This is a genomic window from Enterobacter sp. ku-bf2, from assembly GCF_001742765.1.
Taxonomy (GTDB): Bacteria; Pseudomonadota; Gammaproteobacteria; order Enterobacterales; family Enterobacteriaceae; genus Enterobacter; species Enterobacter quasiroggenkampii.
Window position 1 is genome coordinate 110,606 of sequence record NZ_MDVW01000023.1, and the last position, 26,597, is coordinate 137,202.

Annotated in this window: 25 protein-coding genes; 15 read left to right on the top strand and 10 right to left on the bottom strand. The window is 56.8% G+C overall.

The genetic code is table 11. The features are described 5' to 3' along the window. Nucleotides 1-353: 353 nt before the first annotated feature. The 4 genes from hslO to BFG58_RS21905 all read right to left on the bottom strand — a co-directional run bounded on the left by hslO (nucleotide 354) and on the right by BFG58_RS21905 (nucleotide 4,540). Complete coding sequence (gene hslO / locus BFG58_RS21890; protein WP_023309492.1) at nucleotides 354-1,232, bottom strand: Hsp33 family molecular chaperone HslO; 879 nt, start codon at nucleotides 1,230-1,232, stop codon at nucleotides 354-356. 24 nt (nucleotides 1,233-1,256) lie between these two features. After that, entirely contained in the window at nucleotides 1,257-1,658 is a 402-nt protein-coding gene (gene hslR / locus BFG58_RS21895; protein ID WP_063622743.1) for a ribosome-associated heat shock protein Hsp15, read from the bottom strand. Next, a complete protein-coding gene (gene yrfG / locus BFG58_RS21900) occupies nucleotides 1,655-2,338 on the bottom strand; it encodes a GMP/IMP nucleotidase (RefSeq protein WP_048027692.1) in 684 nt (227 codons plus the stop codon). The genes hslR and yrfG overlap by 4 nt, the downstream gene beginning before the upstream one ends. A 66-nt stretch (nucleotides 2,339-2,404) precedes the next feature. Continuing rightward, nucleotides 2,405-4,540 carry an intracellular growth attenuator family protein gene (locus tag BFG58_RS21905; RefSeq protein WP_045909339.1) on the bottom strand — a complete coding sequence of 712 codons (2,136 nt, stop codon included), beginning with the start codon at nucleotides 4,538-4,540 and terminating at the stop codon, nucleotides 2,405-2,407. A 324-nt stretch (nucleotides 4,541-4,864) separates the two neighbouring features. Here BFG58_RS21905 and nudE point away from each other — a divergent pair, with 324 nt between their 5' ends. After that, a complete protein-coding gene (gene nudE, locus BFG58_RS21915; RefSeq protein ID WP_008503041.1) occupies nucleotides 4,865-5,425 on the top strand; it encodes an ADP compounds hydrolase NudE in 561 nt (186 codons plus the stop codon). A gap of 79 nt (nucleotides 5,426-5,504) precedes the next feature. Here the strand turns inward: nudE and mrcA are convergent, their stop codons facing one another. Next, nucleotides 5,505-8,057, bottom strand: a complete 2,553-nt coding sequence (gene mrcA, locus BFG58_RS21920; RefSeq protein WP_069720569.1) for a peptidoglycan glycosyltransferase/peptidoglycan DD-transpeptidase MrcA — start codon at nucleotides 8,055-8,057, stop codon at nucleotides 5,505-5,507. 120 nt (nucleotides 8,058-8,177) lie between these two features. On the opposite strand from mrcA, the gene pilM reads away from it, so the two are divergent. The 12 genes from pilM to trpS all read left to right on the top strand — a co-directional run bounded on the left by pilM (nucleotide 8,178) and on the right by trpS (nucleotide 18,146). After that, nucleotides 8,178-8,954: a pilus assembly protein PilM gene (pilM, locus tag BFG58_RS21925; RefSeq protein WP_069720570.1), complete on the top strand. Its 777-nt coding sequence runs from the start codon at nucleotides 8,178-8,180 to the stop codon at nucleotides 8,952-8,954. Beyond that, on the top strand, nucleotides 8,951-9,445 hold the full coding sequence (locus BFG58_RS21930; protein WP_069720571.1) for a PilN domain-containing protein: 495 nt from the start codon (nucleotides 8,951-8,953) through the stop codon (nucleotides 9,443-9,445). The genes pilM and BFG58_RS21930 overlap by 4 nt, the downstream gene beginning before the upstream one ends. A 3-nt stretch (nucleotides 9,446-9,448) precedes the next feature. After that, nucleotides 9,449-9,904 carry a HofO gene (locus BFG58_RS21935; RefSeq protein ID WP_069720572.1) on the top strand — a complete coding sequence of 152 codons (456 nt, stop codon included), beginning with the start codon at nucleotides 9,449-9,451 and terminating at the stop codon, nucleotides 9,902-9,904. After that, nucleotides 9,894-10,298 (top strand): HofP DNA utilization family protein, encoded by a 405-nt coding sequence (locus tag BFG58_RS21940; protein WP_048226373.1) that lies wholly within the window; start codon nucleotides 9,894-9,896, stop codon nucleotides 10,296-10,298. The genes BFG58_RS21935 and BFG58_RS21940 overlap by 11 nt, the downstream gene beginning before the upstream one ends. Beyond that, on the top strand, nucleotides 10,210-11,448 hold the full coding sequence (hofQ, locus tag BFG58_RS21945; RefSeq protein ID WP_069720573.1) for a DNA uptake porin HofQ: 1,239 nt from the start codon (nucleotides 10,210-10,212) through the stop codon (nucleotides 11,446-11,448). The genes BFG58_RS21940 and hofQ overlap by 89 nt, the downstream gene beginning before the upstream one ends. Nucleotides 11,449-11,734: 286 nt before the next feature. Further along, nucleotides 11,735-12,256, top strand: coding sequence for a shikimate kinase AroK (gene aroK / locus BFG58_RS21950; protein ID WP_003861630.1), 522 nt, complete (start codon nucleotides 11,735-11,737; stop codon nucleotides 12,254-12,256). A gap of 57 nt (nucleotides 12,257-12,313) precedes the next feature. After that, nucleotides 12,314-13,402, top strand: coding sequence for a 3-dehydroquinate synthase (gene aroB / locus BFG58_RS21955; RefSeq protein WP_069720574.1), 1,089 nt, complete (start codon nucleotides 12,314-12,316; stop codon nucleotides 13,400-13,402). A 92-nt stretch (nucleotides 13,403-13,494) separates the two neighbouring features. Next, on the top strand, nucleotides 13,495-14,796 hold the full coding sequence (gene damX, locus BFG58_RS21960; protein ID WP_069720575.1) for a cell division protein DamX: 1,302 nt from the start codon (nucleotides 13,495-13,497) through the stop codon (nucleotides 14,794-14,796). Nucleotides 14,797-14,863: 67 nt separating this feature from the next. Beyond that, nucleotides 14,864-15,676, top strand: a complete 813-nt coding sequence (gene dam, locus BFG58_RS21965) for an adenine-specific DNA-methyltransferase (protein ID WP_045909331.1) — start codon at nucleotides 14,864-14,866, stop codon at nucleotides 15,674-15,676. 41 nt (nucleotides 15,677-15,717) lie between these two features. Further along, the gene (gene rpe / locus BFG58_RS21970; protein WP_008503032.1) at nucleotides 15,718-16,395 is read left to right on the top strand and encodes a ribulose-phosphate 3-epimerase; all 678 of its coding nucleotides are present in this window, start codon (nucleotides 15,718-15,720) and stop codon (nucleotides 16,393-16,395) included. Beyond that, entirely contained in the window at nucleotides 16,388-17,149 is a 762-nt protein-coding gene (gene gph / locus BFG58_RS21975; RefSeq protein WP_021242202.1) for a phosphoglycolate phosphatase, read from the top strand. Before rpe ends, gph begins: the two co-directional genes overlap by 8 nt. Then, a complete protein-coding gene (trpS, locus tag BFG58_RS21980; RefSeq protein ID WP_045333928.1) occupies nucleotides 17,142-18,146 on the top strand; it encodes a tryptophan--tRNA ligase in 1,005 nt (334 codons plus the stop codon). The genes gph and trpS overlap by 8 nt, the downstream gene beginning before the upstream one ends. A 144-nt stretch (nucleotides 18,147-18,290) precedes the next feature. Here trpS and BFG58_RS21985 read toward each other — a convergent pair whose 3' ends face one another. From BFG58_RS21985 to nirB, 4 genes are all read right to left on the bottom strand, one after another. After that, on the bottom strand, nucleotides 18,291-18,461 hold the full coding sequence (locus tag BFG58_RS21985; protein ID WP_008503029.1) for a YhfL family protein: 171 nt from the start codon (nucleotides 18,459-18,461) through the stop codon (nucleotides 18,291-18,293). A 137-nt stretch (nucleotides 18,462-18,598) separates the two neighbouring features. After that, complete coding sequence (gene cysG, locus BFG58_RS21990; RefSeq protein ID WP_008503028.1) at nucleotides 18,599-19,972, bottom strand: siroheme synthase CysG; 1,374 nt, start codon at nucleotides 19,970-19,972, stop codon at nucleotides 18,599-18,601. A 134-nt stretch (nucleotides 19,973-20,106) separates the two neighbouring features. After that, a complete protein-coding gene (gene nirD, locus BFG58_RS21995; RefSeq protein WP_045909328.1) occupies nucleotides 20,107-20,433 on the bottom strand; it encodes a nitrite reductase small subunit NirD in 327 nt (108 codons plus the stop codon). Then, nucleotides 20,430-22,973 (bottom strand): nitrite reductase large subunit NirB, encoded by a 2,544-nt coding sequence (gene nirB / locus BFG58_RS22000; RefSeq protein ID WP_069720576.1) that lies wholly within the window; start codon nucleotides 22,971-22,973, stop codon nucleotides 20,430-20,432. The genes nirD and nirB overlap by 4 nt, the downstream gene beginning before the upstream one ends. A 239-nt stretch (nucleotides 22,974-23,212) precedes the next feature. Between nirB and BFG58_RS22005 the strand changes: the two genes are divergently transcribed. Next, nucleotides 23,213-24,514, top strand: a complete 1,302-nt coding sequence (locus BFG58_RS22005; RefSeq protein WP_069720584.1) for a cytosine deaminase — start codon at nucleotides 23,213-23,215, stop codon at nucleotides 24,512-24,514. A gap of 18 nt (nucleotides 24,515-24,532) precedes the next feature. On the opposite strand, the gene tsgA is transcribed toward BFG58_RS22005, so the two are convergent. Next, nucleotides 24,533-25,717: an MFS transporter TsgA gene (gene tsgA, locus BFG58_RS22010; RefSeq protein ID WP_021242206.1), complete on the bottom strand. Its 1,185-nt coding sequence runs from the start codon at nucleotides 25,715-25,717 to the stop codon at nucleotides 24,533-24,535. A 278-nt stretch (nucleotides 25,718-25,995) separates the two neighbouring features. Here tsgA and ppiA point away from each other — a divergent pair, with 278 nt between their 5' ends. Continuing rightward, nucleotides 25,996-26,568, top strand: coding sequence for a peptidylprolyl isomerase A (ppiA, locus tag BFG58_RS22015; protein ID WP_014885514.1), 573 nt, complete (start codon nucleotides 25,996-25,998; stop codon nucleotides 26,566-26,568). Nucleotides 26,569-26,597 lie beyond the last annotated feature (29 nt).

A 26,597-nucleotide genomic window follows, 5' to 3' on the forward strand; every position in this document is an offset into this window, starting at 1 on the left:
CTCCTTAGCCAATATGTACTGCCTGAAATTGTAGGGTTTTTCTGAGGTTGTTTACCGCGACGGGGCTCATAGATTCACGCATCTGGACAAAACCCTTACTAACGGAAAACGCTGCAACTCCAGTCACAGCGCAGGCGGATTATCGCAGGAATCGCTTTTTGGTTGGGGAAAATGTTCCGAAAAGGTTAAAGGCTGGTGATTTTATCGGAGAGAATGTGAATGTAATCGCATACACGTAAGAAAATTACGTAAGAGTTACATTGGGAAAACGATTCAGCTTGGGTGGAGTTTTTTTCCCCTCAGCCCAGCCTTCTCCCCTTTGGGGAGAAGGTTAAGGTGAGGGGAAGAGAGGTTTAGTGAACCTGCGGATCCGCCGGGGAGGCGTTATTGCGGATCTCAGCGATATCCATCGAATTGAACACATAGTGCGTACCGCAGTAGTCACAGTGCATATCAATTTCGCCGTCTTCCGCCATGATGCTGTCGATCTCTTCATCCGGCAGGGTTTTCAGTGCGCCAGCGCAACGCTCGCGGGAGCAGGTGCACTTAAACTCTACAGACTGCGGGTCGTAGACGGTCACTTCTTCTTCGTGGTACAGACGCCACAGCACGTCGGTCGCCGACAGGTTGAACAGTTCTTCCGCTTTGATGGTTTCGGTCAGCGTCGCCAGGTGCTCAAAATCATTGGTCTGCGCGTCCTGCGCAGGCAGAACCTGCAGCAGCATCCCGCCCGCAGCAGGCTGGCCGTCCACTTCACCGGTGCGGATGAACAGGCGCGTCGGCAACTGTTCAGAACGCATGAAGTAATCTTCCAGGCAGGCTGCGAGGGTATCGCCTTCCAGACCCACCACGCCCTGATAGCGCTCACCTTCCTCTGGGGAGATGGTGATCACCAGGTAGCCATTACCCACCAGCGTTTTGAGGTCAGCATTCTCAGGCACGTCGCCCTGAACGCGCGCCACGCCGCGCATCTGCTGCTGGTTATTGCCGTTGATGACCGCCAGCGTCATCGGGCCGTCACCCTGCAGCTGCACGGTGATATCACCGGCAAATTTCAGCGTCGCCGTGAGCAGGCTGGTGGCAACCAGCAGTTCGCCCAACAGGGTCTTCACCGGCAGCGGGTAGTTGTGGTTTTCCAGAATCTGTTTCCAGGTTTCGGATACGGTGACCAGCTCGCCGCGCACGGCGAATTGTTCAAACAGATAGCGGTGTAATTGGTCGTGTTGGGCCATAATAGTCTCTCGTGCAGGTGAGGGTTACTCGGTCTCACCGTGTTTAAATTTCATCAGATCGCGGCGCTCTTTTTTGTCCGGTCGCCGGTCCGGGTGGGGCATGGTCAGCGCATTCATTTTGCGCGCCAGCGCGGTCTTCTCGCGCTTTTCTATGCTTTCCGCCGTCTCTTCATAAAGCAGTACGGCTTCGGCTGCCGGCCGTCGTTGTTCGGTAATGGCTTTAATCACTACCGTACGTTCATCGTTGCCCTGACGCAGCGTTAAGGTGGCATTCAGCTCAACCAGCTTGCTTGGTTTGCTGCGCTGGCCGTTGTAATGCACTTTTCCGCCGTCAATCATCTCGCGGGCAAGGGCGCGCGTCTTATAAAAACGCGCCGCCCACAGCCATTTATCCAGTCTTACCCCGTCAGAGGGTTTTTCTTTCATGGCCTCTCCTTCACGGTCAGTGAGGGGATCATCTGGCGATAGTCGTTCAGTCCCGGATGGCGCAGATAGCTTTTTTCAGCCAGGCCAGAGTCAGGATTGGTGACGCCCAGACAATAGCGAATGCCAAACTTAGCCGCGGAATCCAGAATGGGTTCGCTGTCATCAATGAACAGCGTGCGTTCCGGCTGCAAACCCGTCTCTTCCTTCACCGCATGCCACAACCGCTGATCCTCTTTCGGATAACCAAATGTGTGGGTGGAAAGTAATAAATCAAGGTGTGATGCCAGACCCGTATGCTCCAGCTTCACGGCCAGGTTATGGGGATGCGCGTTGGTCAGCAAAATGCGGCGCTTGCCGCTTGCTTTCAGCGCGTCCAGGAACGGAACCGTATCCTCGCGCAGCACGGCGCGTGGACCCTGGGCGGTGGTCATGGCACAAATATCCAGACCGAGGCGCTCGCTCCAGTAGTCAAGACAGTACCAGTTTAGCGTATGTTGCACGGCACTATATTGCGAACGAATGAATGCCTGCGCTTCTGCCGGGGAGATCCCCTGCTGCTCGCCATAGGTTTCTGGAACCAGCGTTTGCCAGAAATAGTTATCAAAGGCGAGATCGAGCAGCGTGCCGTCCATATCCAGCAGAACGGTATCAACCTCCTGCCAGGCGATATCAAGATGCATAAGGGGAACTCCAGCCAGAAGAAACGTGCGCGACAGGGTAGCACATCTTGCCGCGCAACGACGTTATCAGATCAGGCTCTCAGAGGAGGGGATCAGCTTAGGATTGAGGCAGTTTTCGTAATATTGCTGGATCTCGGCAAGCCGGGTGCGCGAGCGCTGGTAGCGGCGCAGGGCCATAAAGCCGTTCCAGAAAATGGCGATTAGCATTGCGGTCATCAGCAGAGAGGTGCCGATATAACGCCACAGCCCTGCGCTATCCGGCATCCGGTGCAGGCCGATATGGCGAGTACCGTTGGCGTCGGTGTAGAGGCTTGTGACGATCCCTTCGGCACTGAACGGCGTTTGCATCAGCATCTGCGCCAGGCGCTGGAATTGACTCCACTGCTCCTGCGCCGGGTAGTCGTAAAGCGCAACCTGCGGGTAAGGCTGATCGACCAGGTCGCTGCCCTCATCGCTGACAATCACAAACCCGCCCGGTGCCGGGCTGTTCAGCGCCTGAGCCGCTCGAGTGGTCTCGCGCATCATGAACGGCGACGTGGAAGTGGCGACCAGGTTATCCAGCGATTCAGCGCTCACCGGACGCAGCAGCACGTTGACGCCATCCAGCCGCCCCGCTTCTGCGCGTTTCACCAGCGAGTCCCAGTCTTTACTGTTCCCCAGGTTTACCAGGGCATTTTTAAGACGTATGCACTCATCCTGCGAAGAACAGAGATCCTGCGTTTTCAGAACGATGTCACCAAAATCATCCAGCAGAACCATGCCTGACTTTTGAATGGCCGAGCGCAGCGCGGGGCTGACGCGCGAATCATCGTCCGGTTTCGGGTGCAGCTGGCGGTTAACCGTCTGGGTGAGGGCCGTGGCTTTATTCACCACTTCGGATTCCGGCAGCGGCAGCGGCGGTGCGTCGTTCCAGATAATTTGCGAGCAATCAAACGGCATAAACGGTGAGTTCTGGCGCGTGTTCCATGCCCCCGGCGTGTGAATATTACACATCCCGGTTCCCTTCAGGCGCAGCGTGTCCCCCACGCGGACACCGGCTTCATCCAGCTTGTTGACGCTGGTCGCTTCAATGGTTTGCGCCCCTTTGATCCACGACAGGGTGAATTTGATGGGCATATCCAGCGGCACAAAGAGCAGCAGCATGACTAAGACCAGCGCCGCGCCTCCGGCAATGACCGTGCTGCGAAGCCAGTGCTGAAGCGGGAAATTTTTCACTTCATCATGCAGGGATAAGAAGCGCCCCTGACGCACAACGTGGCGGTCAAGGTAGATATCAATATCGGTTTTCTGGCCCAGATCCTGCGCAATCCACGGTTGCCAGTGGCGCGGGTAGATCAGGTCAATAATTCCCAGCGAAATATTGTTGAGGTGTTCCTGATCGTTTTCACCGAACAGACCCCAGCGCTTTGGCGTACCACGCAGGCAGTGGATCTCGCGCAACGAGGTTTTGGCCGGTGGAGCAAAGAGCCCCCAAAGTCCGCCCGCCAGCAGCAGCACCGCACCGCCTGCCAGCCAGGGGACAAACACATCCGGCGTCAGCAGGCAGATAAAAAAGAGCAGGAAAGCGGCGACGATCAGCAGAGCTTCACGAATACCGTCCGGTCGGCTCAGGGCGTACTCTTCATGGGTTTCCTGGCGAATGTTCAGCAGTTCAATCTGCTCTGTCTCTTCGCCACGAATGGAGGCCTGCGTTGAACTGGCGCGTTCCAGCGCAAAACGCGGGGCTTCCTGAAGATATTCATTCAGCGTGTGGCCGTTAAGCGAGATAACCAGAGGCAATGAATCGGTGTGAATCAGCTCAACGCTGTTTTCGTCATTAATGTATTGCTCCCATGACGGAGGCAGATGCACTTCGACGGAATCCAGGTAATAGCGCCATTTGTTGGGGTCATCAGTGGTAATGCCGTAGCGCGTGATGGAACGCGTCACGCAGAGCACGGTGTCACTTTGCGCATTAAGCTTTAGCGCGACGGGCGCAGTGGTGGCTCCCGTTGGCCCAGGCGTGAGCTGAGAACGGTTCAGGATTTCGAGATAGTTTTCAACTGCATCGCGCTCTTCTTGCGTGAGTTTACGCGTGGTCGCGCCCGCAAATGCATTTAAAAAGGGCAGACGATAACGTCGCTGTACGCGACGCCTGTACAACCACCCTGCAACCAATGCGCCGGCCAGCATAGCAGCGAGAACAATCAAAATGGTGCTCATGCTTTCCCCATCTTACTTATCTTCTTACAGGTGTAGTCAGTAGCACCTTTACATTGAATGAGTGTCTGTGGTTGGCTATCGGCAAGTATGGAGTCGAACTTGAGCATTCTGAAGCGCATCCCAGTGACCGGTGATGATAGCAAAGCCTGTTATGGCGCGATATCAGCAAATTCCTGGAAACATTTCAACCTCTTGACATTTGTTTTGAATTGAGGATTGATCCCAAATACGTTGCATAAATGTAAATAAAGAACAATTGACATTGCCGAAACCGTGCGGCGTATCGCACAATAACCCCAGTTCTCACTGCTAAGACCCATCAAGATGAGCAAACCACTACAAAAACCCACCATTCTGAATGTTGAAACTGTCGCCAAATCGCGCCTGTTTAATGTCGAAAGTGTGGATCTGGAGTTCAGCAACGGTGTGCGTCGCGTTTATGAACGTATGCGCCCCTCGTCGCGCGAAGCGGTGATGATTGTGCCGATTGTCGACGATCATCTGATTTTGATCCGCGAATACGCGGTGGGAACGGAATCTTACGAGCTTGGGTTCTCGAAAGGGCTCATCGACCCGGGTGAAACCGTCTTTGAAGCGGCCAACCGCGAGCTGAAAGAAGAGGTGGGCTTCGGGGCGAATGAGCTTTCATTCCTGAAAAAACTGAGCATGGCGCCGTCCTATTTTTCCAGCAAAATGAATATCGTGGTGGCGGAAGATCTCTATCCTGAATCGCTGGAAGGGGATGAGCCGGAGCCGCTGCCGCAGGTTCGCTGGCCGCTGGCGCACCTGATGGATCTGCTGGAAGACCCTGACTTTAATGAGGCTCGCAACGTGAGCGCGCTGTTCCTGGTACGGGAGTGGTTGAAGGGGCAGGGGCGACTGTAGGCCATAAAAAAGCCGGGTGGCGGCTTCGCCTTACCCGGCCTACGATGCTTTGCCCGGTTTTTACCGGGCATTTTTATTTTTAGAACAGCTCGTGCGTTTCGCCGTTATCGATGATCTCTGTACCCACCTCATGCACCGCCTGTGTGGTTGGCTGCGTGCCCTCAATGAAATACTCTTCGCGACTGTTACCACCGTTGGCGAGCTGGCCCGTGCTGCGGTCGATATTGACCGTCACCACGCCCGGCGGTGGCGTCAGCGGCTGCTCCGGCACGCCTTCAAGAACGGACTTCATGTAGGCGTCCCAGGCCGGTTGCGCGCTCTTCGCGCCGCCTTCGTAGCCGGAAATCTGATCTTTAATCGCGCCGGATGCCGTGGTACGTCCTAAATCGCGGCGGTGATCGTCGAAGCCGATCCAGACCGAGGTCACTACGCCGGGACCGTAACCGGAGAACCACGCGTCTTTCGAGCTGTTGGTTGTCCCCGTTTTACCGCCGATATCATGGCGCTGCAGATCGCGCCCTGCGCGCCAGCCGGTACCCTGCCAGCCTGGCTCACCGAAGATATTGGTGTTCAGCGCGCTCTTGATCAGGAACGACAGCGGCGTGTTGATCACATGCGGGGCGTACTCCTGCGCGCCGGTCTGCGCGACCAGCGCCTGGTTCGCCTGCTCGAGCTGCGGCTGCGGCACCACGCCGTTCTGCTGCTCCTGCGACACGGCAGGATCTTCCATGTCCTTATTCTCAAGCACCTCGGATTTCGGCGTATTGCCATAAATGACCGGAATATCGCAGTCAGGGCAGGCAATTTTCGGCTTCGCCTCGAACAGCACGCCGCCCTCATCGTTCTCGATCTTGCTGATGAAGTACGGGTCAATCAGGAAGCCGCCGTTGGCCATCACCGAGTATCCGCGCGCGACCTGAAGCGGCGTAAAGGAGGCTGAGCCTAACGCCAGCGACTCGGTGCGAACGATGTTCTGCGCCGGGAAACCGAAGCGCTGCAGATACTCTGCGGCATAGTCGACGCCCATCGCGCGCATGGCACGCACCATCACCACGTTTTTCGACTGTCCCAGACCCTGACGAAGGCGAATCGGGCCGGCATACTCCGCAGGGGAGTTCTTCGGCTGCCAGTCGGAACCTGCACCCGCATCCCAGCGGGAGATCGGCACGTCGTTGAGGATGCTGGCGAGAGTCAGCCCCTTATCCATCGCGGCCGTGTAGAGGAACGGTTTGATATTGGAACCGACCTGACGCAGCGCCTGGGTGGCGCGGTTAAATTTGCTCTGGTTGAAATCGAACCCGCCGACCAGGGCCAGTACAGCGCCGTTCTGCGGATTGATAGAAACCAGGGCAGAGTTGACGTCCGGCACCTGCGCCAGCCACCAGGATTCGCCGACCTTGCGCACCCAGATTTGCTGCCCGGTCTGTACCGCATCGGTCACTTTACGCGGCGTGGCGCCCTGCAGGGTATCCGAACGGTACGGACGCGCCCAACGGATACCGTCCATGCGCAGGGAGACGGACGTACCGTCCGCGAGCGTTGCAACGGCTTCCTGAGGATCGGCCTGCGTCACCACCGCAGGAAGGAGCGGACCGTAGGTAGGCAGCGCTCTTAGCGTACTGGTGATTTTTTTGCTGTCCCACGCGCTTTCGCCCACCTTCCAGAGCACGTTTGAGGGGCCGCGATAGCCGTGACGCATATCGTAGTCTATCACGTTGTTGCGTACCGCTTCCTGCGCCGCCTGCTGCACTTTACGGGTGACGGTGGTGTACACGCGATAGCCATCTTCATAGGCCTTGTCGCCATAGCGATTCACCATCTCCTGGCGAACCATTTCGGTCAGGTAAGGCGCTGAGAAGGCGATCTCCGGGGCGTGGTAGTTAGCGTCAATGACGTCGTTGCGCGCCTGGTCATACTCGCTCTGGCTGATATAGCCTTCGCTCAGCATACGTGACAGGACGACGTTACGACGGGCAGTGGCGCGGTCGAGCGAGTAGAGCGGGTTAAATGTGGATGGCGCTTTTGGCAAACCGGCGATGGTGGCCATTTCGCTTAGGGTGAGCTGCTCAACAGGCTTACCGAAGTACACCTGCGCGGCCGCCCCCACGCCATAGGCACGGTAGCCCAGGTAGATTTTGTTGAGGTACAGCTCAAGGATCTCGTCTTTGCTCAGCAGCTGCTCAATACGGATCGCAAGGAACACCTCTTTGATCTTACGGGTCAGCGTCTTTTCAGGGCTGAGGAAGAAGTTACGCGCCAGCTGCTGCGTAATGGTGCTCGCCCCCTGAGAGGCGTGACCTGAGAACAGCGCAATGCTCGCGGCACGGAAAATCCCCACCGGATCGACACCGTGGTGCTCGTAAAAACGGCTGTCCTCCGTGGCGATAAAGGCTTTCACCATCACCGGGGGGATTTGGTTTAAGGTCAACGGAATACGACGCTTCTCGCCATACTGCGCCATGAGCTCGCCATCGGCGCTATAGACCTGCATCGGGATCTGGAGACGCACATCGCGAAGCGTGGCGACATCAGGTAGCTGTGGCTCAATATATTTGTACAAACCGTAAATCGAGCCTGCTCCCAGCAGAATGCAACAGACTGCAAGGATGAATAAATACTTTACGAACTTCACCGGAGATTTCCCATTTGGTTTCACTTGGGCAGTTTCTAAACAATCGCGCGGTAGTATAAAGGCAAGCCTGATTCATTGATATAGCCGTCAGGGCGACGGGCGATAAGGAGATCGTGAAGCATGGCCTTCAAAACATGGCAAACGGGCGTTCATATTCAACAGGATAGGGTGCTGATCGTGGCGCTGGCCCGGGAGAAGTCCTGCTGGCGCCTGCGGCGCTGGTGGGCAATCCCGCTGGCCAAAGACATCATTCGTGACGGCAAAATTTGTCAGCCAGAACAGCTGGTTGATGCGTTACGCGACTGGCGAAAAACGCTGCCGCACGCCCATCGGGTGTTCCTCTCTTTCCCGGCAGCACGCACCCTGCAGCGGTCACTTCCCCGTCCAACCGTTGCGCTGCGCGACAGCGATCAGCTCTCATGGCTTGGCGCCGCGCTCGCCCGTGAACTGGAGATGTCTGCCGATACGCTCTGTTTCGATTACGCGCAGGATACTTTCAGCAATACCTTTCACGTGACGGCCGCACAAAACAACGAGGTCGACATCCTTCTGGCGCTGGCGAAAACGCTGCGTTTGCGGCTGGTGACCATTACCCCGGATGCCAGCGCGCTGACGAATCTTCTTCCTGCGCTGGCACCGGCGCAGTGCGTCGCCTGGCGGGACGATCGGCAGTGGCTCTGGGCGATGCGCCACCAGTGGGGACGCCGCTTAACTACTGAAGCAGAAAACGTGGCCGAACTGGCGGCGCTGCTGGCCCTGGGGCCGAATGATATCGCGCTGTTTGATCGCCGACGTGATCCGTGGGAAATCCTGGCACGCTGCCAGGCTCCGCTGCCGGAATGTGGCGCTGATTATACCGTCGCGCTGGCGTTGGCCATGAGCGAGGTGCCCGAATGAGCATCCTGAACTTTCTGCCCTGGCGACAGCAACGGCGCACGCGATGCCTGCGTTTCTGGGGCGCAATGTGTGTCGGCACAGTGCTGTTGCTGTTCGTGGTCTTTTTCTGTCTGCGGATGAACCAGCTCGTGAGGCTGCGCGCGCTGCAAACGGATCTGACGGGAATGCAGTCCGTGCAGCACGCGCTTGTCGCCCGACAAAGACTGACCGCACAGGCGCAAATGCCCGTGCAGACCCTGCAACGACGCGCATGGCAACCGGTGCTGGAATCCCTTTCCAGCGACATTCCGGCACAGGTCTGGCTGACAGAGCTGCGCTATCAGCCGCCTGCGCTGATATTGACCGGTTATGCCATCACCCTGCCGGCCCTCTCTGTCCTGCGCGATGGGCTGGGACAACTCGCGGGCTTTACGTCCGGGACGGCGGGCGAGCTTCGGCAGGATAGCCGGGGGCACTGGCTGTTTACGCTTCATCTCAAAAGCGAGGAGTAACGCGTGGATACCCTGGTAGAACGCTGGTGCGAAAGCCGTCCCCGGCATCGGGTACTCTGCTGGTGCCTGGGGAGTCTCCTGGCAGGACTGGTCGCGTGGGGGACATTGCTCAGACCGGTAGACAAGCAGTGTGCTGAACAACAACGCCAGCTGATTGAAGATGTGAGGACGAACGCGGCGTTATGGCCTGCCGTCAGAAAGGTGCCGTTTCGTCCGGACGCTGTAAAAGCACAGGCGCTGACGTCGTTCTCCCCCCTCGATTTTCAGGGCGATAACACGACGCTGGTTCACTGGAAGCCGCTGCAAAATGGAGGGGAGCTGGCGCTGGATGCGGAGTGGCAGGCCATTCCTGAGCTTTTTTCCCGGCTGGCACAGCAGGATGTGCAGATCGCGGCTTTCACGATTTCGCCACAAGGTTCGGCGTTACGCCTGCGGCTGGAGCTGGAACATGCGAAATAGCGCGCGATTTTTGCTGGTTTGCTCAGTGCTGCTATTAACCGGTATGCGCGATCCGTTTCGTCCCCCGGACGATCCTTGCGCCATTGGCGAGCTGGCGCAGTGGCACTTTCGCGGCATGGTGGAAGGGCAGGAGACTATCGGCATTTTACAGGATGGGCAAAAGCGCTGGTACCGGCTGAAAACGCATGAGCGCTTCCCGTCAGGCTGGAGGATAACAGCCATCAATGCAGCGGAGCTGGCAGTTGATGTGGGTGACACCTGTGACCCGGGAAAATGGACGTGGCAACGAGAAGGAACGGACAAAAATGAATTTACGGATAATGCTGTGGCTGCTGGCGTTCAGCCATCCCCTGTGGGCCGCCGAGCCAAAACCGGTCACGCTGGTGGTGGATGACGTTCCTGTGGTTCAGGTGTTACAGGCCCTGGTCGCACAGGAGAATCGTAATCTGGTGGTATCGCCTGATGTCAGCGGCACGCTTTCGCTAAACCTGACGCGTGTCCCCTGGCGGCAGGCGTTACGGACGGTTGTCACCAGTGCCGGACTCGTCTTGCGCGAGGAAGGCGGCATTTTTTATGTGCATACCGCGGCCTGGCAGCGTGAGCAGCGGGAGCGTACAGAGCAGGAACAGGCGCGCCGACAGCTTGATGCCCCGCTGGTCACTCAGGGCATTCCCTTTTCCTATGCCGACGCCGGGGAGCTGCAAAAAGCCGCGGAAAAACTCCTGAGCCCAAAGGGGAGTTTGTCTGTCGACACGCGTACCAACCGTCTGCTGATCCGCGATAACCAGACGGTGGTGGAAACGCTGCAGCGCTGGGCCGCCCAGATGGATATTCCCATCGATCAGGTCGAGCTGGCGGCGCATATTGTGACCATTAACGAAAAAAGCCTGCGTGAGCTTGGGGTGAAGTGGAATCTCGCCGACGCGACCGACGCGGGCAAGGTTGGACGACTGACGACGCTGGGCAGCGATCTTTCCGTCGCCAGCGCTACCAGCCACGTGGGTTTTAATATCGGGAGGATCAATGGTCGGCTGCTGGATCTGGAGCTCTCAGCGCTGGAGCAAAAACAGCAGGTCGATATCATCGCCAGCCCGCGGCTGCTGGCCTCGCACGGGCAACCGGCCAGTATCAAGCAGGGCAGCGAAATTCCGTATCAGGTCTCAAGCGGGGAAAGCGGCGCCACCTCCGTTGAGTTTAAAGAGGCGGTACTCGGAATGGAGGTCACACCGGTGGTCTTACCGGGGGGACGCGTGCGCCTGAAACTACACATCAGCGAAAATATGCCGGGACAGGTTCTGCAGCAGGCCGATGGCGAAACGCTGGCTATCGACAAGCAGGAGATAGAAACCCAGGTGGAGGTAAAAAGTGGAGAAACGCTGGCGTTGGGCGGAATTTTTTCCCAGAAGAACAAAACCGGCAGTGACAGCGTACCCGGTCTGGGAAGCATCCCCTGGATTGGGTCGCTTTTTCGTCATGACGGGAAAGACAACGAACGGCGTGAATTAGTGGTGTTTATTACACCACGTCTGGTCGGTATTCGCTGACGGGTAACGATCACCGCAATGATTTTGCATTCAGTTTGTTGCAGATGTTTGACGTGGGGCATGAATTAGCATACAAGGAGTACCGATTTGAGTTGGACTTACGTCTTATTACCTTATGCGCCCGGCGCGGTGATTTAATCAGTTGCCAAACAAGCCGGAGTATTGAGATAATTTTTAGTCTGACTCTCGCTCTATTGCATATGAGGTTTCAGTTCATGTCCTGCTACGCCGGGTGTCTGCGAAGCGGGGATTACCATTAACGAATAGTCTTAGTAGTACCGATAAAATGGCAGAGAAACGCAATATCTTTCTGGTTGGGCCTATGGGTGCCGGCAAAAGCACTATTGGGCGTCAGTTAGCTCAACAACTCAATATGGAATTTTACGATTCTGATCAAGAGATTGAGAAACGAACCGGAGCTGATGTGGGCTGGGTTTTCGACGTAGAAGGCGAAGAAGGTTTCCGTGACCGAGAAGAAAAAGTGATCAACGAACTCACGGAAAAACAGGGCATCGTTCTGGCAACAGGCGGCGGCTCTGTGAAATCTCGCGAAACCCGCAACCGTCTCTCCGCCCGTGGCGTAGTGGTCTATCTTGAGACGACCATTGAGAAACAGCTGGCACGTACGCAGCGCGATAAAAAGCGCCCGCTGCTGCAGGTTGAAACGCCACCACGCGAAGTTCTGGAAGCGTTGGCCGATGAACGCAATCCGCTGTATGAAGAGATTGCTGATGTGACCATTCGTACTGACGACCAGAGCGCTAAAGTGGTTGCAAACCAGATTATTCATATGCTGGAAAGCAACTGATTCTGGCTTTATATACACTCGCCTGCGGGTAAAAGCATTAAAGGTGGATGTCGCGTCATGGAGAGGATTACAGTTACTCTCGGGGAACGTAGTTACCCTATCACCATCGCGGCTGGTTTGTTTAACGACCCAGCTTCCTTTTTACCACTGAAAGCGGGTGATCAGGCGATGCTGGTCACCAATGAGACGCTGGCTCCGCTTTATCTCGACCGTGTGCGCCACCTGCTTGAGCAGGCGGGCGTAAAAGTCGACAGTGTGATTCTCCCCGATGGCGAGCAGTATAAAAGCCTGACGGTACTGGATACCGTCTTTACCGCATTGCTGCAAAAACCGCATGGTCGCGATACAACACTGCTTGCCCTGGGCGGCGGTGTTGTGGGCGATCTGACCGGCTTTGCGGCCGCAAGCTATCAGCGTGGCGTCCGTTTTATTCAAATCCCAACCACGTTGCTGTCCCAGGTCGACTCCTCTGTCGGTGGCAAAACGGCAGTGAACCATCCGCTCGGTAAAAACATGATTGGCGCGTTCTACCAGCCCGCATCGGTGGTGGTGGATCTCGACTGTCTGAAAACGCTGCCGAAGCGCGAAATGGCTTCGGGTCTGGCGGAAGTGATCAAATACGGCATTATTCTGGACGGTGAGTTCTTTAGCTGGCTTGAAGAGAATATGGATGCGTTGCTGGGCCTCGATGAGGCTAAACTGGCATACTGCATTCGTCGTTGCTGTGAGCTGAAAGCAGAAGTTGTTGCCGCAGACGAGCGTGAAACGGGCTTACGTGCTTTACTGAATCTTGGGCATACGTTTGGCCACGCGATTGAAGCCGAAATGGGCTACGGCAACTGGCTGCACGGTGAAGCCGTCGCGGCCGGCATGGTGATGGCTGCCCGCACCTCTGAACGTCTCGGACAGTTCAAACCGGAAGAGACGGCACGTATCATTGCGCTGCTTGAGCGTGCTGGTTTGCCGGTGACCGGGCCGCAGGAGATGTCGGCGCAAGCGTATTTACCCCACATGATGCGCGATAAAAAAGTATTGGCAGGTGAGATGCGTCTTGTACTCCCGCTTGCAATAGGGAAGAGTGAAGTACGCGGCGGAGTGCCGCACGATGTCGTTCTTGGCGCTATCGCTGACTGTCAGCAGGCGTAACAACTAGAAAGGTCAGGCCACTGTCGCAGGTGGTCGTTTAGCTTCAGGTGAAATGCAAAGTCGTTGGCATAAGCCTTTGAGTGGGGTGTTAAATGGATGAATTCAAACCAGAAGACGAGCTGAAACCCGATCCCAGCGATCGTCGTACTGGTCGTTCTCGTCAATCTTCAGAACGTGATAACGAGCCGCAGATCAACTTTGACGATGTTGATCTGGATGCAGACGATCGTCGTCCTTCGCGCAGCCGCAACGCGCACGAAGAGCGAGCAGAAGAGGATTATGAGTCCGAAGAAGATTCAATGGACGAACAGCCTGTAGAGCGTCGCCCGCGTAAACGTAAAAAAGCCGCTGCGCCAAAACCGGCTTCCCGCCAGTATATTATGATGGGCCTTGGCGTTCTGGTGCTTGTGCTGCTGATTGTCGGCATTGGCTCCGCGCTTAAAGCACCGTCAACGAACACAACCGAGCAAACGGCTTCCGCTGAGAAGAGCATCAACCTTTCCGGTAACGATGCGTCCGACCAGGCGAATGGTGCACAGCCAGCGCCGGGTGCCACTTCTGCTGAGCAGACCGCAGGGAACACCACAGCGCCGCAGGATGTTTCTCTGCCGCCTGTTTCTTCAACCCCTGCTCAGGGTCAGGCATCTGCTGCGCCTGAAGGTCAGCAGCGTGTGGAAGTTCAGGGAGACCTGAATAATGCGCTGACGCAGCCGCAGAACCAGCAGCAGGTTGATAACGTCGTGGTTAACTCTACGCTGCCAACTGAACCTGCAACCGTTGCCCCGGTTCGCGGTGGTAACGCTCAGCCGCAAACGGCTGCGACGGAAACCAAGCCGCGCCAGACGCAGACTGCGACACGTCCTGAACGTAAGCAGGCGGTGATTGAGCCTAAGCGTGAAACCAAACCTCAGGCAGTGGTGAAAGCGCCTCAAGTGAAAGCTGTTCCGGCGCAGCCGAAACACACTGAAACGGCTGCAGTGAGCGAGCCTGCTAAAGCGCCCGTCACGCAGACTGCGCCGAAAGCCACGGCGACCACCACGGCACCGGCTGCCACAGCGGCGCCAGCAGCGACGGCAACAGCCTCCAGCAGCGCGGCAGGTAAAACGGCAGGCAACGTTGGATCGCTGAAATCAGCGCCATCCAGCAACTACACGCTGCAGCTGAGCAGTTCGTCCAACTATGACAACCTCAACAGTTGGGCGAAGAAATCAAATCTGAAAAACTACGTTGTTTATCAGACGACCCGTAACGGTCAGCCGTGGTATGTGCTGGTGAGCGGTGTTTATTCGTCCAAAGATGAAGCAAAACGTGCCGTAGCGGCGCTGCCAGCTGACGTTCAGGCGAAGAACCCATGGGCGAAGCCGATTCATCAGGTTCAGGCCGATCTGAAGTAATGTTTAAAGCGCAGGATGCTGTCGGAGCTTTCTCCACAGCCGGAGAAGGTGTAATCAGTTAGTCAGCATGAAAAAAAATCGCGCTTTTCTGAAATGGGCAGGGGGGAAATACCCCCTGCTCGATGATATTAAAAAGCACCTGCCTAAAGGCGAGTGCCTTATCGAACCTTTCGTGGGTGCGGGGTCGGTGTTTCTCAACACCGATTTTTCTCGTTATATCCTGGCGGATATCAACAGCGACCTTATCAGCCTCTATAACATCGTTAAGCTGCGTACCGATGAGTATGTCGCCGAGGCGCGCAAACTGTTTACGCCCGAGAACAATAACCCGGACGTTTACTACCAGTTCCGCGCGGAGTTTAACCAAAGCCAGGATCCGTTCCGCAGAGCCCTGCTGTTCCTCTATCTCAACCGGCATGGTTACAACGGCCTGTGCCGGTATAATCTTCGTGGGGAATTTAACGTGCCTTTTGGCCGCTATAAGCGCCCGTATTTCCCACAGGACGAGCTGTATCACTTTGCCGAAAAAGCACAGAACGCGGAGTTCCATTGCCTCTCCTATGAAGAGTGTATGGAGCTGGCTGGCGTCAATTCGGTGGTTTACTGCGACCCGCCATACGCGCCGCTGTCTGCGACGGCGAACTTCACCGCCTATCACACTAACAGCTTCAGCCCTGCCGAGCAGGCGCGCCTGGCGGAGATGGCGGAAAAGCTGGTCAGCAAAAGAATTCCGGTGTTAATTTCGAATCACGACACGCCTGATACGCGCGAATGGTACAAAGCCGCGAAGCATTTTCAGGTTAAGGTGCGGCGTAGCATTAGCAGCAACGGCGGCACACGTAAAAAGGTGGACGAACTCCTGGCTCTTTATCGCCCCTGAGCCGTTTTGCCCGCCGGTAAACACATTTCAAGGAGAAGCGGATGAAACAGTTTTTGATTGCTCCCTCAATTCTGTCGGCCGATTTTGCCCGCCTGGGTGAAGACACTGCCAACGCACTGGCGGCTGGCGCGGATGTCGTCCATTTCGACGTGATGGATAACCACTACGTTCCAAACCTGACCATCGGTCCAATGGTGCTCAAGGCGCTGCGCAACTATGGCATTACCGCCCCGATCGACGTTCACCTGATGGTGAAACCGGTTGATCGCATCGTGCCTGACTTCGCCGCGGCGGGTGCCAGTATCATCACCTTCCATCCGGAAGCCTCTGAACATGTGGATCGCACGCTGCAGCTGATCAAAGAGAACGGCTGTAAAGCGGGTCTGGTGTTTAACCCGGCCACGCCGCTGAGCTATCTCGACTATGTCATGGACAAGCTGGACGTGATCCTGCTGATGTCCGTTAACCCGGGCTTTGGCGGCCAGTCATTCATTCCTCACACGCTGGATAAGCTGCGTGAAGTCCGCCGTCGTATTGACGAGTCAGGCTACGATATTCGTCTGGAAGTGGACGGCGGCGTGAAAGTGAATAACATTGGTGAAATTGCGGCGGCAGGCGCGGATATGTTCGTTGCCGGTTCAGCCATTTTCGACCAACCGGATTACAAAAAAGTCATCGATGAAATGCGCCGCGAGCTGGCGAAGGTAAGTCATGGATAAATTACAGGCTATTCGGGGTGTGGCATTCGACCTCGACGGCACGCTGGTTGACAGCGCGCCGGGCTTAACGAGCGCCGTTGACCAGGCGCTGTATGCACTTGAACTCCCCGTTGCGGGTGAAGAGCGTGTCGTCACGTGGATTGGCAACGGCGCCGATGTTCTGATGGCGCGCGCGTTGACGTGGGCGCGTCAGGAGCGTGCGTCACAGCGTTCCGCCCAGGGGAAACCGAGCGTCGATCACGCGGACATCCCGCAGGAAGAGCAGCTGCGTATTCTGCGCAAACTGTTCGATCGTTTCTATGAAGAGACCGTCGAGGAGGGCAGCTTCCTGTTCCCGGACGTTCAGGAAACGCTGAGTGCGCTGCACGCGAAGGGCATCCCGCTGGGTCTGGTGACCAACAAACCCACGCCGTTTGTCGCACCGCTGCTCGACGCGCTCGATATCGCGAAGTATTTCTCCGTGATTGTGGGCGGCGACGATGTGCAAAACAAAAAGCCTCATCCGGAACCGCTGCTGCTGGTGGCAGGAAAATTATCCTTAACGCCTGCGGAGCTGCTCTTTGTCGGCGATTCCCGCAATGATATTCTGGCTGCCCGCGCGGCCGGGTGTCCTTCCGTGGGGTTAACCTATGGCTACAACTACGGTGAAGCCATCACGCTGAGTGAGCCGGACGTCGTTTTCGACCACTTCAAAGATTTGTTGCCCGCACTCGGGCTTTCGCACAGTGAACATCAGGAATTGAATAATGACTAAGCCCATCGTTTTTAGTGGCGCACAGCCTTCAGGTGAATTGACCATTGGTAACTACATGGGTGCGTTACGTCAGTGGGTCAGCATGCAGGATGACTACCATTGCATTTATTGCATCGTCGATCTCCATGCGATTACCGCGCGTCAGGATCCTGAGAAGCTGCGCAAAGCCACGCTGGACACCCTGGCGCTGTATCTGGCCTGCGGTATTGATCCAGAGAAGAGCACTATCTTCGTTCAGTCTCACGTGCCGGAGCACGCGCAGCTGGGCTGGGCGCTGAACTGCTACACCTATTTCGGCGAGCTGAGCCGCATGACGCAGTTCAAGGATAAATCCGCGCGCTACTCAGAAAACATCAACGCCGGTCTGTTTGACTATCCGGTGCTGATGGCGGCAGACATTCTGCTGTACCAGACTAACCAGGTCCCGGTGGGTGAAGACCAGAAGCAGCACCTGGAGCTGAGCCGCGATATCGCCCAGCGCTTTAACGCGATCTACGGCGATGTGTTTAAAGTGCCTGAGCCTTTCATTCCGAAGTCCGGCGCGCGCGTGATGTCGCTGCTGGAGCCGACCAAGAAGATGTCCAAGTCTGACGATAACCGTAACAACGTTATCGGCCTGCTGGAAGATCCGAAATCGGTGGTGAAAAAACTCAAGCGCGCGGTGACCGATTCCGACGAGCCGCCTGTAGTGCGCTACGACGTGCAGAACAAAGCGGGCGTCTCAAACCTGCTGGATATCCTCTCCGGCGTCACCGGTCAGAGCATCCCTGAGCTGGAAAAACACTTCGAAGGCAAGATGTACGGCCACCTGAAAGGCGAAGTGGCAGATGCCGTTTCCGGCATGCTGACCGAGCTGCAGGAGCGTTATCACCGCTACCGTAACGACGAAGCTTTCCTGCAGAAAGTGATGAAAGAGGGCGCGGAAAAAGCCAGCGCGCGCGCGTCCGAAACCCTGAAAGCGGTGTATGAAGCGATTGGGTTTGTGGGTAAACCTTAAGCCTGCTTTGCCGGGTGGCGCTAACGCTTACCCGGCCTACAGGATCGTGTAGGTCGGGTAAGGCAAAGCCGCCACCCGACAAAAAACACACTCTCCAAAACTAAAAAACCGGGACATCCCGGTTTTTTTACGCCTGTAAAACACTTACTGCTGCGCTGCCGGGCCGCAACCACCGATGATTTTCGAAATGGAGATCGCCGGGTGCAGCAGATAATCGTAGCTGCAATTATTTTTGGTGTTCTGTACGTGACCGGTGCAGGCCGTCAGCGTCGATAACAGGCCAACCAGAACGGCGGCTTTTGCCAGTTTGAACATATGCATTCCTTGTCTAAAAAATGGATGTAATACGAGGGAATAAATGGAAAAGTTCCACTATGCGGGCGGTATGTTATCGGTAGGCGTAAGAGGGGAGTAGTCCGCTTAAGGACTACTCCAGGAAGGGAGAATATGCGTTAGTGATTCGAGAACCAGTTCAGCCTGTCGCGCAGTTCAACCACGCGACCTACCACGATCAGCGCCGGGCTTTCAACCTGCTGCGCCAGCTCGCCTAACTGCGTCAGCACGCCATCCACCACGCGCTGCGTAATGGCGGTGCCGTTTTCGACCAGCGCGACGGGCATATCCGCATTCATACCGTGCTCCAGCAGCTTCGCCTGAATCGTGGCGGCCTGATTGAGCCCCATGTAGAACACCAGCGTCTGCTTTTCGGCGGCCAGGTTATGCCAGTCCAGCTCGCTGCCGGTCTTCAGGTGGCCCGTCACCAGACGCACGCTCTGAGCGTAGTCGCGATGGGTCAGCGGAATGCCAGAGTATGCTGAACAGCCGGATGCCGCCGTAATGCCGGGCACGACAGAGAACGGAATGCCCGCGTCACACAGAGTTTCCAGCTCCTCGCCGCCGCGCCCAAAAATAAACGGATCGCCGCCCTTAAGGCGCACTACGCGTTTACCTTTCTGCGCCTCGCGCAGCAGGATCTGGTTGATCTCCTCCTGCGGCACGCAGTGGTAGCCCGCCCGTTTGCCCACGAAGACGCGGTCGGCATCGCGACGGACCAGATTCATGATGTCATCGGACACCAGACGGTCGTACACCACGATATCGGCCTGCTGGATCTGCTGTAGCCCTTTCAGCGTCAGCAAGCCCGCATCACCGGGGCCTGCGCCCACCAGCACCACTTCGCCGCGATGGTCCAGCGGTTCGCTCAGCAGCTGTTCGGTCGTCTCTTCAACGGCTTTGGTGTCCTGATTCGCCAGCGACTGCGCCAGCCTGTCGTTCACAAAGAATTTTTCCCAGAAGCGACGGCGCTCGCCCACGGTCGCGAAGGTTTGCTTCACGCGTGAACGCAGCTGCCCGGCATAATGCGCAATCTGGCCAAGATGCTGGGGCAACAGGGCTTCCAGTTTTTCCCGCAGCAGACGCGCGAGAACCGGCGAACGTCCCCCGGACGAGACCGCAATCATCAGCGGCGAGCGGTCGATAATCGACGGCATGATAAAGCTGGCCTCTTTCGGCGCATCCACCACGTTGCAGAAGATACGGCGTGCTTCGCAGGCGTCGCTCACGCGCTGGTTCACTTCATCGTCATCCGTCGCGGCAATGGTCAGCCAGCAGGTATCCAGCAGGGATTCATTAAACGCGCCCTGTTCCAGCGTGAGCATCCCTTCCTGGGCCCAAACCTCAAACTGGGGGGCGAAGGACAGGGCATTCACGGTCAGGCGGGCGCCAGCCTCTAACAGCAGGCGCGCTTTGCGCTCGGCCACGTCGCCGCCGCCCACGAGCAGGCAGTCGCGGTTGCGTAATTGACAAAAAATCGGCAGGTGATCCACGACGTTACCTCACAGCATTCATGGCGGGGGAAGAATTGACGTCAGGATAACAGCAGGAATCGTACCGAACATACGGTTTTTCCTGCCGTTACCCATAAGGGGTCATAAGCCTTTCCTGTTGAAAAGGCGAGGGGTTACGCTTTCAGCTGCACCTCGCCGTCCTTCACGCGGACGTCGTAGTGTTTGACCGAGAAGCTTTCATCTTCCATGCAGAGTCCGTCGGTTAAGCGGAAACGCTGCTTTTTCAACGGGCTGGCGACCCACAGTTCACCCTGGTGCTCGGCAATCAGGCCGCGGGAGAGCACGCTGGCCTCAAAGAACGGGTCGATATTGCTGATGGCAAAAACCTGTTCATCGTGGCGAGGGCGGAAAATCGCCACCTGCTCGCTGCCCAGCAGCGCACAGACGCCGGTGGCGGGGAGAATGTCGTTAATATTGCAGATGTTTACCCACTGGCTCATGCGTTTTCCTCCACCAGCTTGACCGGAATACGTTCATACGGCGTCGCCGGACGATGCTGTTCGCGCTCCGGCACAACCTGTACGTTCGGGTCGCGCTGGGTGCTGTTGATAAAGTGTTTGAAGCGCGTCTGCGCCGCCGGGGTGTTGACGGTTTCCGTCCACTCGCAGATCACCGCCTCGCGCAGGCGCGCCATCTCCGCTTCCAGATGTTCGTTCAGGCCCAGCTTGTCGTCGATGATGACCGATTTCAGGTAGTCGATGCCGCCCTCGAGGTTATCGAGCCAGGAGGCGGTACGGGTCAGCTTATCGGCGGTACGGATGTAGAACATCATGAAGCGGTCGAGATACTGAATCAGCGTGTCACGATCGAGATCCGCCGCCAGCAGGTCCGCATGGCGCGGTTTCATCCCGCCGTTGCCGCACACATACAGGTTCCAGCCTTTCTCGGTGGCAATAATACCCACGTCTTTACCCTGCGCTTCCGCACATTCGCGGGTACAGCCGGAGACGCCGAACTTCATTTTGTGCGGGGTACGGATGCCTTTGTAGCGGTTTTCCAGCTCAACGCCGAAGCCCACGCTGTCGCCGACGCCGTAGCGGCACCAGGTGCTGCCCACGCAGGTTTTCGCCATGCGCAGCGCTTTAGCGTACGCGTGGCCGGTTTCGAAGCCCGCTTCAATCAGCTGACGCCAGATTTCCGGCAGGTCGTCCTTCTGCGCGCCAAACAGGCCGATACGCTGGGAGCCGGTAATTTTGGTGTAGAGGTTAAATTCACGTGCGATACGGCCCACCGCGACCAGCCCTTCCGGCGTGATTTCACCACCGGCCGAGCGTGGAATCACGGAGTAGGTGCCGTCTTTCTGGATGTTGGCCAGGAAGTTGTCGTTGGTGTCCTGCAGCGGCGTATGCTCGGGCTTGAGCACGTACTCGTTCCAGCAGGAGGCCAGCAGGGAGCCGACGGTCGGTTTACACACTTCACAGCCGTAGCCCTGGCCGTGCTTCGCCAGCAGTTCGTCGAAGGACTTAATGCCTTCCACGCGGATCAGGTGGTACAGTTCCTGGCGAGAATACGCGAAGTGCTCGCACAGGTTGTTGTTCACTTCGATGCCCTGTTTCGCCAGTTCGGCGTTCAGCACCTGAGTGACCAGCGGAATACAGCCGCCGCAGCCAGTACCGGCTTTGGTTTCCGCTTTCAGCGCCGCAACGGTGTGGCACCCTTTGTTGATCGCGGAGATCAGCATGCCTTTGGTCACGTCGAAGCAGGAGCAAATCTGCGCGCTGTCCGGCAGTTTATCCACGCCGATGGACGGCTTGCCGCTGGAGGCGTGCGCCGGGAGGATCAGCGCATCCGGGTTTTCCGGCAGCTCGATGGCGTTGAGCACCAGCTGGAGCAGGTTACCGAAGTCGCTGGTGTCGCCCACCAGCACCGCGCCGAGCAGGGTTTTGTTGTCCTGGCTGACGATGAGTCTTTTGTAGACCTCTTTGCTTTCGTCCAGATAGACGTAGCTGCGGGAATTCGGGGTGCGGCCGTGCGCATCGCCAATACCGCCTACGTCCACGCCCAGCAGCTTCAGCTTGGCGCTCATGTCTGCGCCGGTGAAGGCGTTTTCGCTGCCGAGGATATGATCCACGGCGACCTGCGCCATTTTGTAGCCCGGCGCCACCAGGCCGTATACGCGGTTGTTCCAGCTAGCGCATTCGCCGATGGCGTAGATATCCGGATCGGAGGTCTGGCAGGTGTCGTTAATCATGATCCCGCCGCGCTGCGCGACGGCCAGACCGCACTGGGTCGCCAGCTTGTCGCGCGGACGAATACCGGTGGAGAAGACGATGAAGTCCACCTCCAGCTCGCTACCGTCGGCAAAGCGCATGGTTTTGCGCGCTTCAGTCCCTTCCTGAACGATCTCTTTGGTGTTCTTGCTGGTGTGAACCTTCACGCCCATGCTTTCGATTTTACGACGCAGCTGGTCACCGCCCATGTGGTCGAGCTGTTCGGCCATCAGCATCGGGGCAAATTCGATGACGTGGGTTTCCACGCCGAGGTTTTTCAGCGCGCCTGCCGCTTCCAGACCCAGCAGGCCGCCGCCCACCACCGCACCACGTTTGCTTCGACGCGCACAGGATTCGATAGCGTTGAGATCTTCAATGGTACGGTAAACGAAGCAATCCTGTGTTTCCGAGCCTTTAATTGGCGGGATCCACGGGTACGAGCCTGTCGCCATGATCAGCTTGTCGTAAAAAACCGTACGGCCAGCACTGGAGTGGATCACTTTTTCCTGACGGTTGATGGTGATAGCGCGTTCGCCCACCAGCACTTTTACGCCATGCTTCTCGTAGAAACCTTCGCGCACCAGAGAGAGCTCTTCGGCGGTATGATGGGAGAAGTAGGAAGACAAGTGCACACGATCGTACGCCTTGCGGGGTTCTTCACAGAACACGGTAATATCGAACTGCTCAGCATCGGCCTTATCGAGAAGATCCTCAATAAAGCGGTGGCCGACCATACCGTTACCGATGATAGCGAGTCTGACTTTGCTCATTATTGCCTCGATTTCTTTTCTATTATTGCCTACCTTAACGATTCAGCAGGGGCGCTTATTGATGCAAATCAAATACGTCTTCGCCTACTCCTTAGGTGGTATATGACTGATTTGTCAGGATTTTTATAAGTAGCGGAAATCGCAGGCTTTTCGTGTTCGTTGAATTTGTGTACAACTCAGGGGCGGTTTTGCAAAAATCGATACGCCTGAATATCAGCTGCGTTTATGAGGGGAAAGGTATGTCTACATCACCGTTATGGCTTGTTCAGAATGTACGTTTACCGGGTCGGGATGGGCTGTGGCAACTTGCCATCGAGAACGGGCGATTTGGTGACATCACCCCCATGGACGATACCCACGCCGAAAGTTATGAGGTACTGAACGCGCGCGGTGGTCTCGCTCTCCCGCCGTTCATCGAGCCGCATATTCATCTTGATACCACCCAGACGGCAGGGGAGCCGAACTGGAACCAGTCCGGCACGTTGTTCGAAGGCATTGAACGCTGGGCGGAGCGCAAGGCGTTGCTCAGCCATGAGGATGTGAAAGCACGCGCCTGGAAAACGCTGAAGTGGCAAATCGCTAACGGCATCCAGTTTGTTCGTACCCATGTGGATGTCTCTGACCCGACGCTCACCGCCCTGAAGGCGATGCTGGAGGTGAAGCAGGAGGTGGCGCCGTGGGTAACGCTGCAAATCGTCGCGTTTCCGCAGGAAGGTATTCTCTCTTACCCGAACGGCGCGGCGCTGCTGGAAGAGGCGTTAAAACTGGGGGCCGACGTGGTGGGGGCGATCCCGCACTTCGAATTTACCCGGGAATATGGCGTCCAGTCGCTGCACATCGCTTTTGAACTGGCGAAGAAGTATGACCGACCGCTGGATATCCACTGCGATGAAATTGACGACGAACAGTCGCGGTTTGTCGAGACGGTGGCCGCGCTGGCGTATGAGGCTGGCATCGGCCCGCGCGTGACGGCCAGCCACACCACCGCCATGCACTCCTACAACGGCGCTTACACCTCGCGGCTCTTCCGTCTGCTGAAGATGTCGGGGATTAACTTCGTTGCTAACCCGCTGGTCAACATCCACCTGCAGGGGCGCTTTGATGACTATCCGAAGCGTCGCGGCATCACCCGCGTGAAAGAGCTGCAGGAGGCGGGCATTAACGTCTGCTTTGGTCACGACGATGTCTTCGACCCGTGGTACCCGCTCGGCACCGGCAATATGCTGCAGGTGCTGCATATGGGGCTACACGTCTGCCAGATGATGGGCTATCCGCAAATCGACAATGGTCTGAATCTGATCACCCATAACAGCGCCCGTACCTTCGGCCTGAGCGATTACGGTATTGAAACGGGAAACCCGGCAAACCTGATTATTTTGCCTGCGGAGAGCGGGTTTGAAGCGGTGCGCTGTCAGGTGCCGGTGCGCTGGTCGATTCGTCAGGGGCGGATTATCGCCACCACGCAACTGGCGCAGACCTGGATCCAGATGGATACCGGAGGAGAAGAGGTCAGTTTCGCCAGAAACAGCCCCTCTGCATAATGCAAAGGGGCGCAGGGTTTAGTGCGATGCCGCTGCCGCGTTGTGCTGGCGGTGGCGGGTCACAAAGCCCAGGATGAAGCACATGATGAACACCACGGCGTACAGACCGTTCGCGGTGTGCAGCGCGGCCAGCGGGCCGCTGTGGGCAACGATCGGGCCCGTCACCACGAAGGTCAGCATAGTGCCGATGGTGCCGCAGGTCAGAACGAAGTTAACCAGCTTCGGCGAGGCCACTTTGGTCTGCAGAGAGCCCAGGGTGATGATCGAGGTGTAGATCGCGCTGGAGAAGAAGCCCAGGGTCAGAATGAACCACGGCATATGTTCCGGGGAACCGTTGATGAACAGATACATCAGCACGGTCGCCAGACCTGCCAGCACGGTCAGAATGCGCTGCAGGTCGAAGAAGCGCAGGATGAAGCTAAACGCCCACATGCCGAACATGTAAGACATCCAGAAATCGCTCACCAGTTTACCCGCATCGTTCAGGCTCATGCCCAGACCTTTGGCGTATTCCGGTACCCAGGAGATAAAGCCCAGCTGGCCCAGGATGTAGCACAAGGCGGCGATGGAGAGGAACAGCACGCCGATACCCCATTTCTCTTTCGCCACAGGCTCTGCCGTGGTTTGCGCTTTCTTGCCCAGTACCGGGAACTCGCAGCCGAAGGTCAGAATAAAGATCGCCACGTAGACCAGCCCAATGCAGGCATAGACCCAGTACCATTCAATGCTGCGGGCCAGCAGAACGGCCGCGACCATCGGGAAGATCATGCCGGCCATGCTGAAGAAGGAGTCGGTAAACAGCAGGCGCGCGCCGCGCTGGCGGCCTTCATACATATGGGTAATCAGGAACGTACCGATCGACATGGTGATCCCGCTAACCAGGCCGAGCACGAACATGGCGGCAGAGAACAGGGCGATGCTGTGGCTCAGCATCAGCCCCGCCACGGCGGCGACCATCAGCACAAAGCCGAAGCGAAGCTGGGTTTTCAGCGGCACGATTTCCATCAGCCAGGCATTCAGGAAGATAGAGATCAGGATCCCCGCGTTGAGGAAGGTGAAGGTGTTACTCATGCTGGAAACGGGCAGCTGGAAGTAGTCTGCGATATTCCCCATCACCATCCCGGTGACGATCACCAACGCGCCGGTCAGGGCGTAGGAGAAGAAGCTGATCCATGTGAGCTTGATGCGATTGCTGTTAGTCATGTCTGGCCTGTTCAGAAAAAGAAAAGCGCCCATTGGGCGCTGAGAGCGGGCAGATTTTAGACATTAAAGTGATCTATTCATATCTTTTAAGAGAAATTAGAAGTTCATTGCAGGTTTTTATGTGATCACGATCACATAAAAAGGCGATAAAACCAATCGTTTGCGTGGTTACAACTGTTTCAATTTCGTAAAATTAGGTAAAAGGCTGGTCTCCGTTCATACTGCTCTTTAGAATCAAGCCATTCGCTTTTTATACTGCGCTTTGTTAAGGAATTCTCATGCTCAAATCAACACTGGCGGCTGTCGCAGCTGTGTTTGCTCTTTCTGCCGTTTCCCCTGCTGCGCTGGCAGCAAAAGGGGACCCTCACGTTCTGCTGACCACCTCCGCCGGGAATATTGAGCTGGAACTGAATAGCCAGAAAGCTCCGGTTTCTGTGAAAAACTTCCTCGACTATGTGAACAGCGGCTTCTACAACAACACCACCTTCCACCGCGTGATCCCGGGCTTCATGATTCAGGGCGGCGGCTTCAACGAGCAGATGCAGCAGAAACAGCCGAACCCGCCAATCAAAAACGAAGCGGATAACGGCCTGCTGAATAAGCGCGGCACGATCTCTATGGCGCGTACCGCGGACAAAGACAGCGCGACCAGCCAGTTCTTCCTCAACGTGGCGGATAACGCCTTCCTTGACCACGGTCAGCGCGACTTCGGCTATGCCGTTTTCGGTAAAATTGTGAAAGGGATGGACGTCGCCGACAAGATTTCTCAGGTGCCTACTCACGACGTCGGTCCGTACCAGAATGTGCCGTCAAAACCTGTCGTGATCCTCTCCGCAAAAGTTCTGCCGTAATTCTTCTGAACGCGGGCTTCTCCTGCCCG

Bases quoted from the DNA above. Each gene is read 5' to 3' on its own strand.
- gph (WP_021242202.1), top strand. From the start codon at position 16,388: ATGGATAAATTACAGGCTATTCGGGGTGTGGCATTCGACCTCGACGGC.
- hslO (WP_023309492.1), bottom strand. From the start codon at position 1,232: ATGGCCCAACACGACCAATTACACCGCTATCTGTTTGAACAATTCGCC.
- tsgA (WP_021242206.1), bottom strand. From the start codon at position 25,717: ATGACTAACAGCAATCGCATCAAGCTCACATGGATCAGCTTCTTCTCC.
- BFG58_RS22005 (WP_069720584.1), top strand. From the start codon at position 23,213: ATGTCTACATCACCGTTATGGCTTGTTCAGAATGTACGTTTACCGGGT.
- dam (WP_045909331.1), top strand. From the start codon at position 14,864: ATGAAAAAAAATCGCGCTTTTCTGAAATGGGCAGGGGGGAAATACCCC.
- BFG58_RS21905 (WP_045909339.1), bottom strand. From the start codon at position 4,540: ATGAGCACCATTTTGATTGTTCTCGCTGCTATGCTGGCCGGCGCATTG.
- aroB (WP_069720574.1), top strand. From the start codon at position 12,314: ATGGAGAGGATTACAGTTACTCTCGGGGAACGTAGTTACCCTATCACC.
- hslR (WP_063622743.1), bottom strand. From the start codon at position 1,658: ATGAAAGAAAAACCCTCTGACGGGGTAAGACTGGATAAATGGCTGTGG.
- trpS (WP_045333928.1), top strand. From the start codon at position 17,142: ATGACTAAGCCCATCGTTTTTAGTGGCGCACAGCCTTCAGGTGAATTG.
- damX (WP_069720575.1), top strand. From the start codon at position 13,495: ATGGATGAATTCAAACCAGAAGACGAGCTGAAACCCGATCCCAGCGAT.
- nirD (WP_045909328.1), bottom strand. From the start codon at position 20,433: ATGAGCCAGTGGGTAAACATCTGCAATATTAACGACATTCTCCCCGCC.
- pilM (WP_069720570.1), top strand. From the start codon at position 8,178: ATGGCCTTCAAAACATGGCAAACGGGCGTTCATATTCAACAGGATAGG.
- rpe (WP_008503032.1), top strand. From the start codon at position 15,718: ATGAAACAGTTTTTGATTGCTCCCTCAATTCTGTCGGCCGATTTTGCC.
- hofQ (WP_069720573.1), top strand. From the start codon at position 10,210: ATGAATTTACGGATAATGCTGTGGCTGCTGGCGTTCAGCCATCCCCTG.
- BFG58_RS21940 (WP_048226373.1), top strand. From the start codon at position 9,894: ATGCGAAATAGCGCGCGATTTTTGCTGGTTTGCTCAGTGCTGCTATTA.
- nudE (WP_008503041.1), top strand. From the start codon at position 4,865: ATGAGCAAACCACTACAAAAACCCACCATTCTGAATGTTGAAACTGTC.
- yrfG (WP_048027692.1), bottom strand. From the start codon at position 2,338: ATGCATCTTGATATCGCCTGGCAGGAGGTTGATACCGTTCTGCTGGAT.
- aroK (WP_003861630.1), top strand. From the start codon at position 11,735: ATGGCAGAGAAACGCAATATCTTTCTGGTTGGGCCTATGGGTGCCGGC.
- BFG58_RS21985 (WP_008503029.1), bottom strand. From the start codon at position 18,461: ATGTTCAAACTGGCAAAAGCCGCCGTTCTGGTTGGCCTGTTATCGACG.
- nirB (WP_069720576.1), bottom strand. From the start codon at position 22,973: ATGAGCAAAGTCAGACTCGCTATCATCGGTAACGGTATGGTCGGCCAC.
- ppiA (WP_014885514.1), top strand. From the start codon at position 25,996: ATGCTCAAATCAACACTGGCGGCTGTCGCAGCTGTGTTTGCTCTTTCT.
- BFG58_RS21930 (WP_069720571.1), top strand. From the start codon at position 8,951: ATGAGCATCCTGAACTTTCTGCCCTGGCGACAGCAACGGCGCACGCGA.